This is a genomic window from Nonomuraea phyllanthi, assembly GCF_006334985.2.
In the GTDB taxonomy this organism is placed as follows: Bacteria; Actinomycetota; Actinomycetes; order Streptosporangiales; family Streptosporangiaceae; genus Nonomuraea; species Nonomuraea phyllanthi.
This window is the reverse complement of record NZ_VDLX02000021.1, coordinates 63,812-78,893: the sequence shown is the minus strand read 5'-3', so window position 1 is coordinate 78,893 and position 15,082 is coordinate 63,812. Positions and strand designations below refer to the sequence as shown.

At 69.1% G+C, this 15,082-nt stretch carries 19 protein-coding genes; 9 read left to right on the top strand and 10 right to left on the bottom strand.

The features are described 5' to 3' along the window. Window positions 1–175: 175 nt before the first annotated feature. On the bottom strand, window positions 176–772 hold the full coding sequence (locus FH608_RS40730) for a TetR/AcrR family transcriptional regulator (RefSeq protein WP_139635766.1): 597 nt from the start codon (window positions 770–772) through the stop codon (window positions 176–178). Between the two features lie 188 nt (window positions 773–960). Here FH608_RS40730 and FH608_RS40725 point away from each other — a divergent pair, with 188 nt between their 5' ends. After that, window positions 961–1,869: an NADP-dependent oxidoreductase gene (locus FH608_RS40725; RefSeq protein ID WP_226900344.1), complete on the top strand. Its 909-nt coding sequence runs from the start codon at window positions 961–963 to the stop codon at window positions 1,867–1,869. A 190-nt stretch (window positions 1,870–2,059) separates the two neighbouring features. On the opposite strand, the gene FH608_RS53330 is transcribed toward FH608_RS40725, so the two are convergent. Further along, window positions 2,060–2,206, bottom strand: a complete 147-nt coding sequence (locus FH608_RS53330; RefSeq protein ID WP_226900343.1) for a hypothetical protein — start codon at window positions 2,204–2,206, stop codon at window positions 2,060–2,062. Between the two features lie 239 nt (window positions 2,207–2,445). Next, entirely contained in the window at window positions 2,446–4,560 is a 2,115-nt protein-coding gene (locus FH608_RS40715; RefSeq protein WP_139635764.1) for a prolyl oligopeptidase family serine peptidase, read from the bottom strand. A 116-nt stretch (window positions 4,561–4,676) separates the two neighbouring features. Here FH608_RS40715 and FH608_RS51980 point away from each other — a divergent pair, with 116 nt between their 5' ends. Continuing rightward, window positions 4,677–4,850: a hypothetical protein gene (locus tag FH608_RS51980; protein ID WP_193318909.1), complete on the top strand. Its 174-nt coding sequence runs from the start codon at window positions 4,677–4,679 to the stop codon at window positions 4,848–4,850. A 517-nt stretch (window positions 4,851–5,367) separates the two neighbouring features. Here the strand turns inward: FH608_RS51980 and FH608_RS40705 are convergent. The 4 genes from FH608_RS40705 to FH608_RS51970 all read right to left on the bottom strand — a co-directional run bounded on the left by FH608_RS40705 (window position 5,368) and on the right by FH608_RS51970 (window position 8,280). Beyond that, entirely contained in the window at window positions 5,368–5,913 is a 546-nt protein-coding gene (locus FH608_RS40705; RefSeq protein ID WP_139635763.1) for a GNAT family N-acetyltransferase, read from the bottom strand. 112 nt (window positions 5,914–6,025) lie between these two features. Then, window positions 6,026–6,184 carry a hypothetical protein gene (locus FH608_RS51975; RefSeq protein ID WP_193318908.1) on the bottom strand — a complete coding sequence of 53 codons (159 nt, stop codon included), beginning with the start codon at window positions 6,182–6,184 and terminating at the stop codon, window positions 6,026–6,028. Between the two features lie 393 nt (window positions 6,185–6,577). Continuing rightward, window positions 6,578–7,312, bottom strand: coding sequence for a hypothetical protein (locus FH608_RS40700; RefSeq protein ID WP_139635762.1), 735 nt, complete (start codon window positions 7,310–7,312; stop codon window positions 6,578–6,580). Window positions 7,313–8,118: 806 nt separating this feature from the next. Further along, window positions 8,119–8,280, bottom strand: a complete 162-nt coding sequence (locus FH608_RS51970; RefSeq protein WP_193318907.1) for a hypothetical protein — start codon at window positions 8,278–8,280, stop codon at window positions 8,119–8,121. A 68-nt stretch (window positions 8,281–8,348) separates the two neighbouring features. On the opposite strand from FH608_RS51970, the gene FH608_RS53325 reads away from it, so the two are divergent. Then, on the top strand, window positions 8,349–8,975 hold the full coding sequence (locus FH608_RS53325) for a SigE family RNA polymerase sigma factor (RefSeq protein ID WP_226900342.1): 627 nt from the start codon (window positions 8,349–8,351) through the stop codon (window positions 8,973–8,975). Between the two features lie 94 nt (window positions 8,976–9,069). On the opposite strand, the gene FH608_RS53320 is transcribed toward FH608_RS53325, so the two are convergent. Next, window positions 9,070–9,585: an SDR family oxidoreductase gene (locus FH608_RS53320; RefSeq protein ID WP_226900341.1), complete on the bottom strand. Its 516-nt coding sequence runs from the start codon at window positions 9,583–9,585 to the stop codon at window positions 9,070–9,072. Between the two features lie 473 nt (window positions 9,586–10,058). On the opposite strand from FH608_RS53320, the gene FH608_RS40680 reads away from it, so the two are divergent. The 5 genes from FH608_RS40680 to FH608_RS40660 all read left to right on the top strand — a co-directional run bounded on the left by FH608_RS40680 (window position 10,059) and on the right by FH608_RS40660 (window position 13,444). After that, a complete protein-coding gene (locus FH608_RS40680) occupies window positions 10,059–11,189 on the top strand; it encodes a WD40/YVTN/BNR-like repeat-containing protein (RefSeq protein WP_139635760.1) in 1,131 nt (376 codons plus the stop codon). A gap of 22 nt (window positions 11,190–11,211) precedes the next feature. Continuing rightward, window positions 11,212–11,865: an organomercurial lyase gene (merB, locus tag FH608_RS40675; RefSeq protein ID WP_139635759.1), complete on the top strand. Its 654-nt coding sequence runs from the start codon at window positions 11,212–11,214 to the stop codon at window positions 11,863–11,865. A gap of 30 nt (window positions 11,866–11,895) precedes the next feature. Beyond that, window positions 11,896–12,360: an FAD-dependent oxidoreductase gene (locus FH608_RS40670; RefSeq protein WP_139635758.1), complete on the top strand. Its 465-nt coding sequence runs from the start codon at window positions 11,896–11,898 to the stop codon at window positions 12,358–12,360. A 167-nt stretch (window positions 12,361–12,527) separates the two neighbouring features. After that, window positions 12,528–12,854 carry a hypothetical protein gene (locus FH608_RS40665; protein WP_139635757.1) on the top strand — a complete coding sequence of 109 codons (327 nt, stop codon included), beginning with the start codon at window positions 12,528–12,530 and terminating at the stop codon, window positions 12,852–12,854. A 128-nt stretch (window positions 12,855–12,982) separates the two neighbouring features. Next, on the top strand, window positions 12,983–13,444 hold the full coding sequence (locus tag FH608_RS40660) for an ester cyclase (RefSeq protein ID WP_139635756.1): 462 nt from the start codon (window positions 12,983–12,985) through the stop codon (window positions 13,442–13,444). A 112-nt stretch (window positions 13,445–13,556) separates the two neighbouring features. Here the strand turns inward: FH608_RS40660 and FH608_RS53995 are convergent, their stop codons facing one another. Beyond that, entirely contained in the window at window positions 13,557–13,865 is a 309-nt protein-coding gene (locus FH608_RS53995) for an SDR family NAD(P)-dependent oxidoreductase (RefSeq protein ID WP_394367732.1), read from the bottom strand. Continuing rightward, entirely contained in the window at window positions 13,823–14,311 is a 489-nt protein-coding gene (locus FH608_RS53990; RefSeq protein ID WP_264372945.1) for an SDR family NAD(P)-dependent oxidoreductase, read from the bottom strand. Before FH608_RS53990 ends, FH608_RS53995 begins: the two co-directional genes overlap by 43 nt. A 393-nt stretch (window positions 14,312–14,704) precedes the next feature. On the opposite strand from FH608_RS53990, the gene FH608_RS40645 reads away from it, so the two are divergent. Further along, the gene (locus tag FH608_RS40645; RefSeq protein WP_139635753.1) at window positions 14,705–15,067 is read left to right on the top strand and encodes an SPW repeat protein; all 363 of its coding nucleotides are present in this window, start codon (window positions 14,705–14,707) and stop codon (window positions 15,065–15,067) included. Window positions 15,068–15,082: the final 15 nt, after the last annotated feature.

The following is a 15,082-nucleotide window of genomic DNA, read 5'->3' as shown; positions in this document are numbered from 1 at the left end:
AGACCCGCGGGCCGGCGGACAGGCCCGCGAACGCCACACCCACAAGATCGTCGATCTTCAGCGTTGACGGTGTGGCGAGTGCGGCGTGCACGTCGAAACGGGCCGCGCGATCATCGGACGGCACCGAGGCCTCGACGCCTGTCCCCGGACCGACGCGCCGACCATCTCTTCGCTCTCACTCAGCCGTCTTGGGCCGGCCGCAGGCGCAAGGGCGGAGCCCGTCCATCAGGAGGTCCAGCAGGCGGGCCGCCATCGCTTCGTGCTCGGGCGGGCCGGCCACCGTGAAGATGCCGATGAGAGCGGCAGCGACGTCTTCGGCGGGGACGTCGGCGCGGAGTTCCGCGCTCGTGCGGCCGGCTTCGAGGATGTCGTCGATGGCTTCGAGCAGCTCGGTCCGGGTGTGGGCATGGGCGATCTCGCCCGATTCGACCATCGCGAGCAGAGTGTCGAGCATCCCGTTCTTGGTGGCGATCCACTCCCCGAACAGGTCCATCCAGCGTCGCAGCGCCGCGGGCGGGTCGAGCTGGGTGAGCAGCTCACGGGCGCCGGCGGTGAGCCGCGAGACCTGGTCGCGGTAGACCGCGTCGACCAGCGCCTCGCGGGTGGGAAAGTGCCGGTAGAGAGTGGCGATGCCGACTCCGGCCTCGTTGGCGATCGCGCGCATCGACGGCTCGGCCTCGGCCGAGGCGAACAAGCGGGTCGCCACGGCCAGCAGCTGTTCGCGGTTGCGGGTGGCGTCCGCTCGCGGTCTACGGATCTCTGCGGCGGCCAAAGCGGATCACGCTCCATTTGTGCTAACTTGGGTCACTCAAACGGAGCATAATCCGTTTACGTTGCTTCACGAGCCGCCGCAGGAGACGGGTGAGCATGAAAGAACCGAGCCCCAACACGTCGGCGACCACGAGCCGGGCGGTCCAGTTCGAGTCGTTCGGCGGGCCGGACGCCTTGAGCGTCCGCGAGGTGCCCGCGCCGCACGCCGGCCCGGGGCAGATCCGCGTGCGGGTCACCGCGGCCGGCCTGAACCCGATGGACTGGTTCATGACCTCTGATGCGGAGACCGCCGCGCGATTCGGCTTGAGCCTGCCGTGCGGGTTCGGCACCGACTATGCCGGGGTGGTGGATGAGGTCGGTGACGGCGTGAGCGGGTTCGTGGTCGGCGACCGGGTGTTCGGCGGCGCCCTGTCCCGCGCGGTCGCCGACCATATCGTCGTGGACGAGGCGGGGACCATCGCGGTGGGCGGCCAGGCGCACCGTACCCCCGACGGCGTCGACGACCCCACCGCTGCCACTCTTGCCATTGCGGGCTGCACGGCGGCCGCGGCTCTGGCCGTGGTCGACCCGGGTCCGGGCGACACGGTGCTCATCGGCGGCGCGGGAGGCGGGGTAGGCGTGTTCGCTGTTCAGCTCGCGCGCCTCGCGGGCGCGCGAGTGATCGGGACGGGATCGGCGACCTCGGCCGATGCCCTGCGAGCCCTGGGGGCCGAGCCGGTCGCCTATGGCGATGGTCTGGTCGACCGGGTTCGTGCGCTGGCTCCTGCCGGCGTCACCGCGGCCATGGACCTGCACGGGACGGACACGGCGCAGGCGGCACGCGAACTTGGCGTGCCTGACGAGCGCATCACCACCATTGCCGCCCAGGTCGACGGGATCACGCCGGCCAACGGCGCCGACGCGGCCCCGGGCGCCATCGAGGAGATCGCCGGCCTGGTTGCGGCGGGCCGGCTCCGGGTGCCGATCGCGGCACGTTTCCCGGTCGAGCGGATCCGTGCTGCGGTCGAGCTTCAGGCGGGACGGCACGTGCACGGGAAGGTCGTCATCGACCTCCAGGAGAGGAGAGCGGACCGAACGACGGGAACGTCACCCCGGTGAGGTCCTCGGAGACGGACCACAGCCGCTGCTGGACGGCCACCTCGTAGGACTCCGGGCTGGAGATGACCGGCCGGGGGTGGCCCATGATCTGGTTGCGTCCACCGGGACCGTAGTACTGACCGCCGAGCACGGCGGGGTCGGTGGCGGCGCGGCAAGGTCGGCAGCGCGCCCATCGCGGGCGTCTGGGTGATCAGCGGCGCGAGCCAGGTGAGCGGAAGCCGGAGGTTCCGCGGGGGAGTTGTGGGGCGAGCTCGGTGCTGGACATGCCGGGGTGCGCGGCCACCGAGACGGTGGTGCCGTGTGGGGCGAGCCGGCGCTGCAGCTCGTACGCGAACATCAGGTTGGCCAGCTTGGACTGGCCATAAGCGGCGGCCCGGCCGTACGACCGCTCCCACTGCAGGTCGTCGAAGTGGATCGCGGCCCGGATGCGGTGGCCGGTGCTGCTGACGACGCTGAGCTTCGACCCCGCCCGATTCCAGACGAAACCGCCGGCCTGCTACCGGACCTCCTGGCAGCTACCCGGACCGGACTTCCACCGGCAAGCGACGACGAGCTTACGAGCGACAAGATCCACCGCTATCTCATGGCTTCTCCTCCTGCTCTGTCGGGCGCACGAAAAGTGCTCAGTGTTCGCTGGAAGAAGTCCGCCTCGACGATCAGCAGCTTTTCGGCGATCTTCACCTGTGGCGTCATGTGCGTCACGTTCGGCAGCGGCAGCACGGTGTGCGGTCGGCCGGTCGCCGTGAGCGCTGACGAGAGCCGGAAGGTGTGGGCGGCGTTCACGTTGTCGTCGGCGAGCCCGTGGATGAGCATGAGGGGTCGGCGAAGTCGGGGTGCGTCGTCGATCAGGCTGGAACGATCGTAGGCTGCCGGGTCGTCAGCCGGGTGGCCGAGAAACCGTTCGCTCCAGTGAGTGTCGTAGAGCCTCTGGTCATAGACGCCGGCGCCGGCCACCGCGGCGTGAAACACCTCCGGTTCCCGCAGCACCGCGAGCGCGGCGAGAAATCCCCCGAACGACCAGCCGCGGATGCCGACCCGGCCCAGATCGAGGTCGGGATGGCGGTCGGCCGCCTCGTGCAGCGCGGTCACCTGGTCGGCCAGCGCTGTTGAGGCCCGATCGCCATGGATCGCCCTCTCCCAGCTCCAACCGCGGCCAGGAGTGCCGCGCCCATCCGCCACGATCACCGCGAATCCCTGATCGGCGAACCACTGCGACACGAGGAATCGATCGCGCGCGGCCTGCACGCGCTGTGCCGCGGGACCACCATAGGGATCCATCAGTACGGGCAACCGGCGGGAGCCGGGCACATGGCCGGCCGGAAAGAGCACTGCGGTGCGCAGCTCATGCTCGCCTGCTCGCAGCAGCTCGATCCGCGGCGTCAGCACAGGAGTCTCCGCAAAGGAGGTGATCGGTACCTCTTGCCCCTGGCCGCCATGCACAGTTATGTGGGCGCCGTGGTGGTCCAGCGACTCGGCGACGACAACGGTCGTCCCGCCGCGGCGATGGCCATGATGCACGCCGGGCCCGTCAGCGAACGGCACAGAGCCGGTGTCGGGGTCGTAGGTCCACAGGCCGGTCTCCGTCGGTTCGGCGGACGCGGTGAACAGAACGGTCTCACCGTCGGTCCCGAGGACTTCGCGGACGTTGAGTCCGGGTGGGGTGACCGGAACGTCGTCGATGAGCAGGCGCCGGGTGTCGTTCAGATCGGCCGTCCAGACCAGACGACCGCCTGCGGTGAGGGCGGGCACGCCCGGCACGATCTGGACCCAGCACGGGTCGGTGTCTTGCCTGCGTACTGCGGTGGCGCCGGTCTCAGGGTCGACGGAGAGCACACGCATCGTCTTCTGATCACGACTCTGCACGACCACCAGGGGTTCGGGCCCACTCCAGCACGCGGCGGTGACGTATTCGAACGCCCGGCGATCCCAGTCGACGGCCACCCGGCCACCGCTCACATCGATGATCCACAATGACACGTCGGCATTGGCGGTTCCCGCGGCGGGGTAGGCGATCTCAACCGGCGGGCGCGCCGGGTCGGCCGGATCGGCGATGTACCAGCGCTGTACTCGGGTGACATCGGCGCGGGCCACCAGCAGCCGGGCCCCGTCCGGGGCCCACCAGAACGCACGCTGCCGGCCCATGGATTCGGCGGCGACGTGCTCCGGCAGACCGTACGTGACCTGCGAGCCCTCCGGCACCGCCAGCGCCTGGTCCGTCAGGCCCCGCGTGCTGATCGCTCGAAGCGCTCCACCGGACACGTAGGCGATGCTGGAGCCGGACGGATCGAGGCACGGGGCGACGGCGGGGCCATGCGCGGGAAGAGGCCGGACCCGGCCATCGCCATCGTCGAGGTCGGCAAGCCAGATCTGCCCGCCCAGAGCGTAGGCCACTCGCCGGACACGGTTATCGGTGCTGTACGCCGTGATCCCCACACTCTGTTCGCGGGCGCGCTCCCGGCGTACCGCCTCGGCCTGGGACGGCTGCTCGTCCGTACTCCCCGGATCGGCGATAAGGCGCTCGCGGCCGGAGGCGACGTCCATCTCCCACAGGCAGGTGACCGGATCTTGCCCGCCCCGAGTGCGCAGGAAGACGACCCGGCCACCGTCGGGTGAAAGGGTGAACGAGCGCGGCCTGCCCAAGGTGAACCGGCGGGTGCGCGCGTATTGGAGGGGCAGGCTGGGGTTGTTCATCGGGACTCCTTCACGACGTCGGCCGGCCGGTCGGCGGCCTCCAGCGGGTCACGGTCGCCGAGCAGTTCCCAGCGCTGCGACACCAGCGGGACGTTGCCTTCGCGCCACAACCGGTCATGGAAGGCACGCAGGTCGAAGGCGCTGCCACGGCCGCGCGCGCAGTCGGCGAGGAGTTCGACGATCTGTGCCCGGCCGATCGGGGGCTGCTCGCGGTGCCGATGGCGCAGGATCGTTTCGGCGGCGACCGCTTCGTCGGTACGGTGCCGGCCCAGCGCACGCAGCCTCGGTGAGGTTGCGTAGCTTCCTGGTGCTCGCGTTGCCGGACGTCACGCAGCAGCTCCATTTGCAGGCGGACGAGGGTTTCTCGTGGGCGAGGCGGGTTTGTCGTCCTGCCACCGGCCTGGGTACGAGCCACGTCGATGTGGAGGTGACACCAGCTCCCCGAGTGCACAGCACGACGTCCGATGGTGTTGCCCCCGCCGGCCAGGATGTGGCGGGCGGTTGTCAAGCTGGTGGTGCCGCACCGTCCCCTTCCCCGCCACCTACAAGGAGACCTTCGCACCGCACATCGCCGCCGCCCGCGAGAAAGGCGCGGCCTACCTGTTCGAGTCATCGTGGAAGAAGCCGTACTCCGGCCACACCTCGTTGGAGATCTCCTTGAAGATCACTCTCGGGCCCGACCAGGAAACCTACGACGGGATCATCGATGAGTTCCCTGTGCAGACGACCTTTCATGCCTGTCCACCTGCGGGGATGGGGGGAGCGGGTGGGCAGCTCGGAGGCGAAGGGCTCGTCCTTTTCGGACCCCTACACGCCCGGCTCGTCGTTCCAGTCGGGAACCGTCACCGTCCCCGAGACCCAGTCCCGCCGGAGGATCGCATAACCGATCGAGTCGTGGCATGTCCCGTCCGGGCTCGGCCACGCCTCCCGGTAATGCGACTCCTTCACATAGCCGCACTTGCGGAACACCGCCCGCATCGCCCGGTTGTCCTGACGCGTGCTCCCCTCGATGCGCGTGATCTCCGGGAACTCCTTGAACAGGTAAGACGTCAGCCACGAGACGGCCGCCGTGCCGAGGCCGCGGCCGCGCCATGCCTTGGCCACGCGCAGGTCGAACATCGGGGTGTCGTCGGTGAGGTCCTGGAGGCGGACCAGGCCGGCCCGGCGGCCGTCGTCCGTGAGGATCCAGAATGTGCGGCTCTCCTCGTTGTCGTAGAGGCCGTCGACGGCGCGCTTTCTGGTTGCCTCCGCATCGGGAATGCCCGCGTGGAAGGGCCACTCTTCGCCGGTCAGGAACTCGACGAGGCCCTCGGTGTCGGCAGGCTCGGAGAATCTGGAGAAGTCAATCTGCACGCATCCGATCGTGCTGACGGTACATACGGGACGTCAATCGATCAAATGACCGGCGCCGAGGGTGAGCTGCGGGCGTCCCGGGGTCGTGGCGCGCGCCGGTTGCCCCGCAACATCAGCCCGCTGGTGCGGCCGGCCAGGACCTTCGCACCAGGGTGATGGCCACCGCAGGGGCGTAGAACGCGAGTTCGTCGACCATCTCGAAGAAGGAACGATCAACTGAGCCCCAGCGGACGTCGTAGGTGGCCAGGCCGAGGTGGGCCGGTGCGCCCACCGCAGCCGTAGCCGTGCTTGACGCGCATCATGCGGGCGGCGCCGGGCGGCAGGGTGGGACTCCGGCGGCAGCGGGCCTGGGTCGAGGTCCCTCGTCGGTGGAGATCACATGGTCGTTGCCGGTGAGGGGGTGTCCGTTCCAGATGCGTTGGCAGAGGCCGAGGACGCGGGCGGCCTTCGTGGCGAAGTCGGGGTCGTGGATGAAGGTCCAGGAGGTGTGCTGCCAGGACTTGACCACGTCGGCGGTCAGGATCCCGGCGGACGGTTGAGGCGGAGATCGCCTCGGCGATGCCCCGGGCGGGGCTCGGGAAGATCACTTTCCGCGTTCGACCTGATCGTTTCCCGTCCAGGTGCCCGCATGACGCGCTTACGGGGCTTCGCCGAGGCGATGACATCACCTTCGCCGACGTGGCCGGGGTCGGCGTCGCGCGGCGGGGCGATCGATTGCCGCCCGCCCCGCCTCGGCCGCCCGCCCCGCCTCGGCCGCCCGCCCGGCCTCCACCGGGCTCCTGTCTGGGCGGACGGATATGCCCGCGGTGGTCACGGCGCCGAGCCCTGCCATCAGCAGCAGCCCGCCCTCGATCCACAGTGCCGTGCCGATACCCTCCAGGTCAGCACTCGTGCGCGGCTGGACGCGCCGTCGCGGGTCGACCATCACCTCGATGACCGTGCCGACCTTGGCCTCGCACGCCGCACGATCCAGCTGAGTTTCGACCGGGAACTCGTCCATCCATTGATCGGCGAAGACGCCGCCCAGAATGTATGTGCAGCGCACGACGCGCTTGGCGTCGTCCACTTCCACCAGGGAGATCCGCGCCTGCTTGGGCATGCCGTACCAGTGCAGGTATGCCTGGTTTGCGTGGATGGCCGCGTTTCCGCCGAGGCCGATGCCGAGCAGCGTCGCCACGACGAAACATCCGATCAGGCGCGGCTTGCCCGTCGGCTCCAGCTTGACAGCGACCATCGTGGAAAGAAGGGGGGCGAGGACGAGGTTGGCGAATATGGCGACGAACAGTGCCAGAGACGACCAGTCCGTGTCGGCCGTCGCCGCGAACACCCCCGCGGTCGCGCCCAGCGGCAGCAGGCAGACCAGCAGAAAGGCGGCGCCGGCCGGTAAGGCAGGCGCCACGCCGCGCGGGAATCTCGCGGCCGTCCGCGGTGACGTGTCAGTCTCTCGCACCACGGGGCTCCCACCGGAGGATCTCTCGCCTGACGCTGGATGCGGCACCGCGACGACGACCCGCGCCTTCCCGCAGGATCCGTATCAGGTCCGCCGCTACGACGGCTGGCACTGCCAAAGCACCCTGGCCATGCTCGCACACGACTACCTCACCGTCACCGCCGCTCATGCCCCAAAGCACGTGCGGCCTGGTCTTCCTCATCCCCGCCGAGATCCGCCGGCTCCTGGCACATCTGACCAGCGCCGCCATCGCTCCCTGGCATGCTCACACCACCGACGCGCCCACCAAGCCCGCGCCCGCAGCAGCCGCTACTGGGAACGATGGCTACGCCACAACAAGATCCAACTCTAGATCACGGAACATGACTGTGGCTTCAGCCAGGTTGTCTCCGCTGGGATTGGGATTCGGGCAATACAGCTTTCGCGATGTCACGCGGGCGTCCTGGCGCACCACCCGCAGCGTCTCGGTCTGACCGCCAGGTTCCTGACATGCTCTGGTCCCGTCATCGTTTTCCCATCAAGGTGAATCATCAGGTCCGGGAACCTCCTTCCGCGTCCCTTCCGGCGGCGCCGGAGACACGCCAGAGCGCCTCATGGCGCACTGCAAGCCGTAGGTCTCGCTCTGTCCATCCGGCCACAGTCCGCCGAGCATCTGGGTCAGCCCCACCCGATACGCTCACTCACCGGAAAGGCGCACCTGCTCCTACGGCGGATATGGCTTCGACGTCCGAATCCTCGCAGTTCAGGGGCACCAGCTATGCCCCGGTTGAATGGCTGAGGTCGATGCGGTCGTCCAGGCGGCTCATGAACCGGTAGTTGCGACGTGGCTCCTCGGCGATCAGGGCATGGACGCCCCGGCGCAGCTCACCGGGGCCGATGCGCCGGGTGCGGTCGAACCGTCCCCAGGCCCGGCGCACGAGCACGCCATAGAAACACGGTCCCGGACACGTCTGAACAGGGCGAGACCCCCGCCTCAAGGAGACTCGTGCATCCCGACCAGCAACGCGACTTCGCCGACTTCGTGGCCGCCCGCTCGGACAGCCTGATCAGGCTCGCGTACGTCCTCACCAACGACCAGCATGCCGCCGAGGACCTCCTGCAGAGCGCGTTGGCCAAGACGGCCGGCCGCTGGCGGAGGATCCGCGGCACCCTGGTGGGCAGCGCCAAGGGCTTCGTTCTGTGCGCGCCGACCAAGGAGTTGCCGGAGCCCCCGGTCTTCACCTACTGGGGCAACAAGGTGCCGGGGGACGTGGCCGGGTTCCCCGGCAAGCTGAGCGTGGACATCTATACGACGCACTACTGGTATCGGGAGAACCCGCCGCCCCATGACAATTACGTGCGCATTGTCGCCGGCCGAGTCGCTCTCGACGTGCGGCGGGTGACGATCGCATGGTCCCCCGGCGAGCGTACGGACGCCGTTGTGAGCAACGGCTTCTTCATCGCCAGGACGCCGGCCAAGACCGTCTCCCGCAAGAGCAGGAACAGTGGTGAACCGGAGCGTTTCGTCGACACCCCGCCCGTCACTGTGACCGCCTACGATGCGGCAGGCCGGATCGCGGGCCGTTACGAGAGCGTGAGGTTCGGCTGGCGTGGCCCAGGAAGTCTCGGATGAGCGGGACGATCCTGCCCAGACGGGGAAGACCGCCGTTACCTGATCTCTGCATAGACCTCCTCAGGCTGACATGCGCCCTATCGCGACACATCCGTCATTTGACGGGCGTGTCAACAAGAAGATCCGGACAGGCGTAGGGAAGCGGGCGCTCGCTCCGGAACCTGCCAAGACACCCCAGGCGGGACCGGGACGCTGAGACCATCCGGACGGTGCTGCGCAAGGCAGGGCGTCGGGAGTTCAGCGAGCACCACGGCAGGGTCGTCGTTGAGGGCGGTGGCGATGGAAGGCCGTTCCAGGTCGCGTGCGCCGACGACGCCGAGGCGTCCGCAGAGGAGCTCAGGCCAGGGGTGGGACCGCGTCGGTACGCAGAATGGGGTACATCGCGTAGCGGGTGTCCCAGGAGGGGTGCCTGCGTACGAAGAACTCGCGGCGTGCTTCGACGTGCTGACCGGGCCGGCCGTGTCAGGTCGCCGGGCACCACCTCGACCCCGTCGGGGAACGAACGGCCGCCGGGGTCCCGGGTCATCACGCGTACTTTCTCACCGGCATCGACCAGCTGACTCACCAGAGCGGAGCCGACGTTTCCGGTGCCGCCGGTTACCAGGATCACGGTGGAGCTCTCCTTCTTTCCGCGCGCCGCCCATGGGCGCGTGGGGTTCGTACGATCGGATCCGGCCGCCCTGCCCGCTGACAGGCCTCCGGCGGGGGCCGCTGATCAGGCTGAACCCGGATACCCGGCACAAGCGCTCTGCCGCGTGTTCGCGTGTCCATGACCGCCCCACTCAACGGCATCGGCGTCGCATCCGCATCTGTCATCCGACCGGTCTCCCGGCGCGGCCGGCCTTCTGCGGGCACCCCCGCCGGGGCCCCGCCACCCTCTCCGCCCCAGCGTACGGCGGTGATCCCGGCCTCTTCCCAGCCCGGAGCGCAGCGCTGAAACCTCTTCCCGCAGCGATCACCGCGAGGCTGTCGCATTCCTGCAATGTCATGAACCTGCCAGCGCTCCACTCTACCTTGAGCGATCGGCCCCGCTATAGGACGGATTGGGGACCTCCCCGGTTGAGCCTGTCAAGGAGGCAGTCCGTGAAAAAGATGATCACCTTGGGGATCACGGCCGCGCTCGTGGCGCTGTCGTCCACGGCGCCCGCCGTCGCCGACGACGACCCCGCGGCCGGCGTCGACGGTCGCGGCGGCCGGCACCAGCCGCGTTGCGAGACGGTCACCGGCGACGGGTCGGTGACGTTCACCCGCGACGAGGGAAAGACGATCATGGCGACCAGCCAGGCGTTGAAGCCGGTCGTCTACACGACCGGGCTCGTCGCGCTCGACCGTCCGGGCCGCCTGCTCGCCATGTCGAACAACACGTTACTGACCTCGAAGGACGCCGGTTGCACCTGGACTCGGGTGGGCGAGGTGAACGGCTGGTACATCCGGCTGACCGCGGCCCGCGGCGGCCGGGCCTACGCGTGGGACAACCAGGGCGCCATCTCGCTGGTCACCCCCGGCGGCGTCACGCCGCTGACCTCGCCGGCGAGCGAGGTGGCCGGGCTGGGCGCCGATCCGCTGCACCGCGACCGCCTGCGGGTGATGGACGGCGACGGGCAGCTGCGCGAGTCACGCGACGGCGGGCGCACCTGGGAGCCGGTCGGCACGCCCGCCTTCCAGGGTGGCGAGCCGCAGCGGATCTACACCGCGGTCTTCCATCCGGACGACCTGGACCACGTGGTGCTGGGCACCGTGTGGGCGGGCATCCGCGTCACCTACGACGGTGGGCGGACGTGGACCCGATCCACCGGTCTGGGAGAGCCCGGGGCGAAGGTCAACGTGTTCAGCGCGACGATCTCCCCGGCCGCGCCGAACGTCGTGTACGCCATGGGCATCAACCTGAAGGAATCGCACGAGCAGGTGCCGTCCGACGGCCGGCACATCTACCGCTCCCTCGACGGCGGCGCGACCTTCGCCCCGATCGTGGACCAGACCAGCGCCATCACCCTCCCCAACGGGCCGGAGATGGCCGCCCACCCGGAGGACCCGGGCGTGCTCTACTTCGTGTGGGGCACCGGCTGGCAGGGCATCGGCACCGACGTCTACCGCTACGACGCCCGTACCGGTCAGGTCACCACCACCCACAACGCCTACGACCGGGTCACCTCGATGGCGTTCAACCCGACGGACCCGCGCGTGATGTACCTGGGCGTCGCCGAGGAGGTCTGACCCTCCCCGGTACGGTGACGCCATGGAAGCGATCCGCCTGGCCGTCTACCGTTCTTTCGCCGAAACGGGCCGAGCGCCCACTGTTGACGATCTGGCCGTCTCCCTGCCGCGCGAGCAGGTGATCGAGGCGCTCGACCGGCTCGGTGCCGGCCGCGACCTCGTCATGCGCGACGGCCGGATCGTCATGGCGCACCCGTTCTCCGCCGTGCCGCTCGGCTTCTCCGTGATGGGGCAGAGCACGCTGTGGTGGGGCGGCTGCGCCTGGGACTCCTTCGCGCTGCCCCACCTGCTCAGCGCGGAGGCCGAGGTCCTCGTCGCCACCCGCTGCCCGAACTGCGCGGCGCCCCACGCCTGGGCGGTGGGGCGCGAGGCGCCCCCGGAGGGCGAGCAGGTGGCGCACTTCCTCGTGCCCGTCGCCCGCATGTGGGACAACGTGCTCCACACGTGCGCGAACCAGCGGTTGTTCTGCGGGCCGGACTGCGTGGAGGTGTGGCTGCGCCGTACAGGCCATGACCGCGGATACGTCATGGACCTGACGACGCTGTGGCGGCTGGCCCGCGGCTGGTACGCGGGCCGGCTCGACCCCGGCTACCAGCGCCGCGACCCGGCGGCCAGCGCCGAGTATTTCGCGCGGGCGGGGTTGACCGGCCCCTTCTGGCAGGCGCGGACAACCTGACGACCCGGCCCCGGTGGAGAGACTCGCGAATTGGTCACGGAGTTCTGCTGGGTCTCGGAGTTACGCATCCACCGCCGGCCGGCCGACGCCTACGGCAACGGCCGGATCCTGATTGCGGGCGACGCGGCGCACATCCAGAGCCTGTTTAGCGACCAGGGACAGAACACCGGCCTGGGGAGCGCGGAGAACCTGGCGGGGGAGGTGGCGCTCGCGGCGCTGGGCCGCGCCGCCTGCCGCCTGCTGGACACTAACGAAGGCGAGCGGCGTCCGCTGGCCCAGAAGGTGCTGTCGGCCACCAGCACCGCGGTCGACATCATGCTGCCGTCCACCCGCGGCAAACGCCTGGTTCGTGACAAGATCGTGCTGCCGGTCCTGCGCCTGCCGCTGTCCAGCGCAAGCTGTGGCTGGCCGCCTCCCAACTCGGCATCGGCCGCACCAGTCCCGTCGTGCCGCTGGAAGGTCGGATCCAACGCCGGAAGGTGCTCGGCGGCTTGATCACCGAGTCTCACCGAGCCGCGTGGCCACTGCAGAGAATCCCCAGTTCAAGCCCTGTGTGATGGGTTCTGAAGCGGTACAGGAATGGCTGCCCGGTCATTTGACAGATACATAAGTCCCCGATTGGGGACTTATGCTTGGTACGACAGAGCGACCAAGGAGGATTCATGTACGCGATGATCTGGCGCTACGACACCGGCACCGGCTCCTTCGACGAGATGATCAAGCAGGTGGATCGTGAGTTCGCGGACCGTATTCCGGAGGAAGTCGGCAGCGTGCTGTATGCCGCGGTCAACACGGGAGAGGGGACTGCGCTGACGGTCACCTTCTTCCCTGACGCCGAGGCGGCGACCAGGGCCGAGGCGACCGTGACCGGGGTGCAGCAGAGCCTGGCCGACAGGTTCGGGGTCAGCCCGATCGAGGTGCATCGGGGAGAGGTGCTGGTCAGCCGGGCCAACGAGGCGGTCACCGTGCCGATCAGGTTCGCCGGCTGAGCGAGGCCACCCCGTCGGAGGGCCGGCCGGGGCCCGCCGGTGACCGGTCGAGCGGCAGATGCGCCGCCCGGCCCCGGCTTCCTACGGTTTATCCGTCGATGTACAACGAAAGCGAAAAGGGGGCGGCCATGACGCCGAAAGAGGTGGTGCGGGCGCATTCCACCGCGAAGACCAGCGGTGACGTGCCCGGTTGCCTGGAGTGGTGCCACGAGGACGTCGTGTTCGAGACCGTCGCCTTTCAGTCGGCCTCGCACGGCAAGCGGGAGGCCGAGCAGCAGTTCACCGCGTTCCTGGGGGCGTTTCCCGACTACGCGGTGCAGATGGACGAGTTTGTGGAGATCGACGACCTGGTGATGGCGGCGGGCACGATCACCGGGACGATGCGCGGCCCGCTGGCCGGCATCGAACCCACCGGCGCCGCGTTCGAGCTGCCGTACGTGTGCCTGTGGTACGTCCGCGACGAGCTGATCGCCACCGAACGCTTCTTCTACGACTTCAACCAGATGTGGGAACAGCTCGGCGTGCCCACGGATGATGCCGCGGACCGATTCGCCGCCTGGCGCGATCGGGCGAACGCCACGGTGAGCTGACTCCGGCCTCCGCGGCCCGCACACCCGCCGCGGGACACCGGCTGTACCCGGTCCTGAGGGATTCACCGGGTGCAGCCGGTTTTCGTGGTAGGTCGCGTCACTGGCAGAACATCTAGCCCCGGTCGAACATCGAGTTCAGCGTGTCGAACATCCCTTCCGGGTCGGCCTTGAGCTGTTGGGAGAGACCCACGAGGATCTCGTCGGCGCCCGCTTCGAGGCCGGCGACGGTCTCGGCCACGAACTCGGCGACCCGCATGCCGCCGTGTGTGGCGGTGGGGTCGTCTCGCAGGTCGCCGCCGAGTTCGGTGTCCACCGCTGGTGGTGCGACCTCTACCACCCGGATGCCGAGTTCCTTCAGCTGCTCGCGCATGGAGATCGTCAGGGAGTGTACGGCGGCCTTGGTGGCGCTGTAGTAAGCCACCGTGACCAGCGGCGCGAACGCCAGTGCCGAGGTGACGTTGACGACGGTGGCACCCGGCTTCCGGCCAGCTGCCCGGCGAGCAGTGAAGTGAGGTGGGTGGGCGCGATCAGGTTGACGTCGGTCTCCGCCCGCAGCCGTGCCGGGTCGATCGGCCGGGAAACGTCGGACCTCAGCTGGATCCCGGCGTTGTTGACCACCATGTCCAGACTTGGGAATTCCTTGGCGAGCTGGTCGGCCAGCCGCTGCCGATGGTCGTCGAGGGCCAGATCACACTGATGTACGGCTATGCCCGGATGCCGCTCGCGGAGCTCCGCCAGCCGATCCGTGCGCTGGCCGCAGACGATCACGGTGTTGCCGCGCCGGTCGAGTTCCTCGGCCAGTGCCCGCCCGATGCCGCTGGTGCCGCCGGTGATCAGAACCGTTCTTCCTCGCAGTTCCGTCTTCATGATGCTCAACGGAACTCCACCGGCTCGATGTGGCGCATCTGTCATCCGACGGGAGCCGCCCAGGAACGGATCGCGCGGAGCGAGCTCTCGCCATGCACGGCGACGATCAGGAAAGTGGCCGGATTCGCGGGCAAGTCGGCAGGCACCGATCTGTCGTTTGGCCGGTCATGGTCGGCTCCGCTTGCTTGGCATGTCAAGCCGCGTCCACGTTCCGAACCGTCTCGTTCGGTACGACGGAAAAGGTGACACGCACGGAAGGGAGAACGCACTGGTCACCCGCCGCGTCACTTGGCGGATTCGGAAAATCGCCGACATTTCTAGCGTTCGAAGTGCCGAGGTGCTTCTGACCGAGGAACCCGGCGAAAGATCGGCTTCATCCCAAAGGAGGAACCCATGAAGCCATGGACACGCTGGCAGGACTGGACCAACATCGCGGTCGGCCTGTACCTGGCGCTGGCACCCATCTGGACGGACACCGACTCCGGTGCGGCGACGGCTCTGGTGATGATGGGGGTGCTGATCGTCTGCACCGCGCTGTGGGCGCTGGCGCAACCCTCGTCGGCGGTCAGCCAGTGGACCAACGTCATCTGGGCGGTGCTGGCGATCGCCGCGCCGTGGGCCATTTCCTTCACCGGGCTCGCCGCCGCTGCCTGGACCGCCTGGGTGGGCGGGATCCTGGTCGGCTGCCTGGCGCTGTGGGCCCTGCCCGCGACCAGGAGGCCGGCTGGCCCCCCGGCCGTCCAGCCGCGGCACTGACCGCCATCACCGACA

What these genes read in the sequence shown, in the direction of transcription:
- FH608_RS53330 (WP_226900343.1), bottom strand. Translation starts at nt 2,206, where the DNA reads ATGTTCGCGTACGAGCTGCAGCGCCGGCTCGCCCCACACGGCACCACC.
- FH608_RS40715 (WP_139635764.1), bottom strand. Translation starts at nt 4,560, where the DNA reads ATGAACAACCCCAGCCTGCCCCTCCAATACGCGCGCACCCGCCGGTTC.
- FH608_RS51980 (WP_193318909.1), top strand. Translation starts at nt 4,677, where the DNA reads ATGGAAGGCACGCAGGTCGAAGGCGCTGCCACGGCCGCGCGCGCAGTC.
- merB (WP_139635759.1), top strand. Translation starts at nt 11,212, where the DNA reads ATGGAAGCGATCCGCCTGGCCGTCTACCGTTCTTTCGCCGAAACGGGC.
- FH608_RS40665 (WP_139635757.1), top strand. Translation starts at nt 12,528, where the DNA reads ATGTACGCGATGATCTGGCGCTACGACACCGGCACCGGCTCCTTCGAC.
- FH608_RS40660 (WP_139635756.1), top strand. Translation starts at nt 12,983, where the DNA reads ATGACGCCGAAAGAGGTGGTGCGGGCGCATTCCACCGCGAAGACCAGC.
- FH608_RS53990 (WP_264372945.1), bottom strand. Translation starts at nt 14,311, where the DNA reads ATGAAGACGGAACTGCGAGGAAGAACGGTTCTGATCACCGGCGGCACC.
- FH608_RS40645 (WP_139635753.1), top strand. Translation starts at nt 14,705, where the DNA reads ATGAAGCCATGGACACGCTGGCAGGACTGGACCAACATCGCGGTCGGC.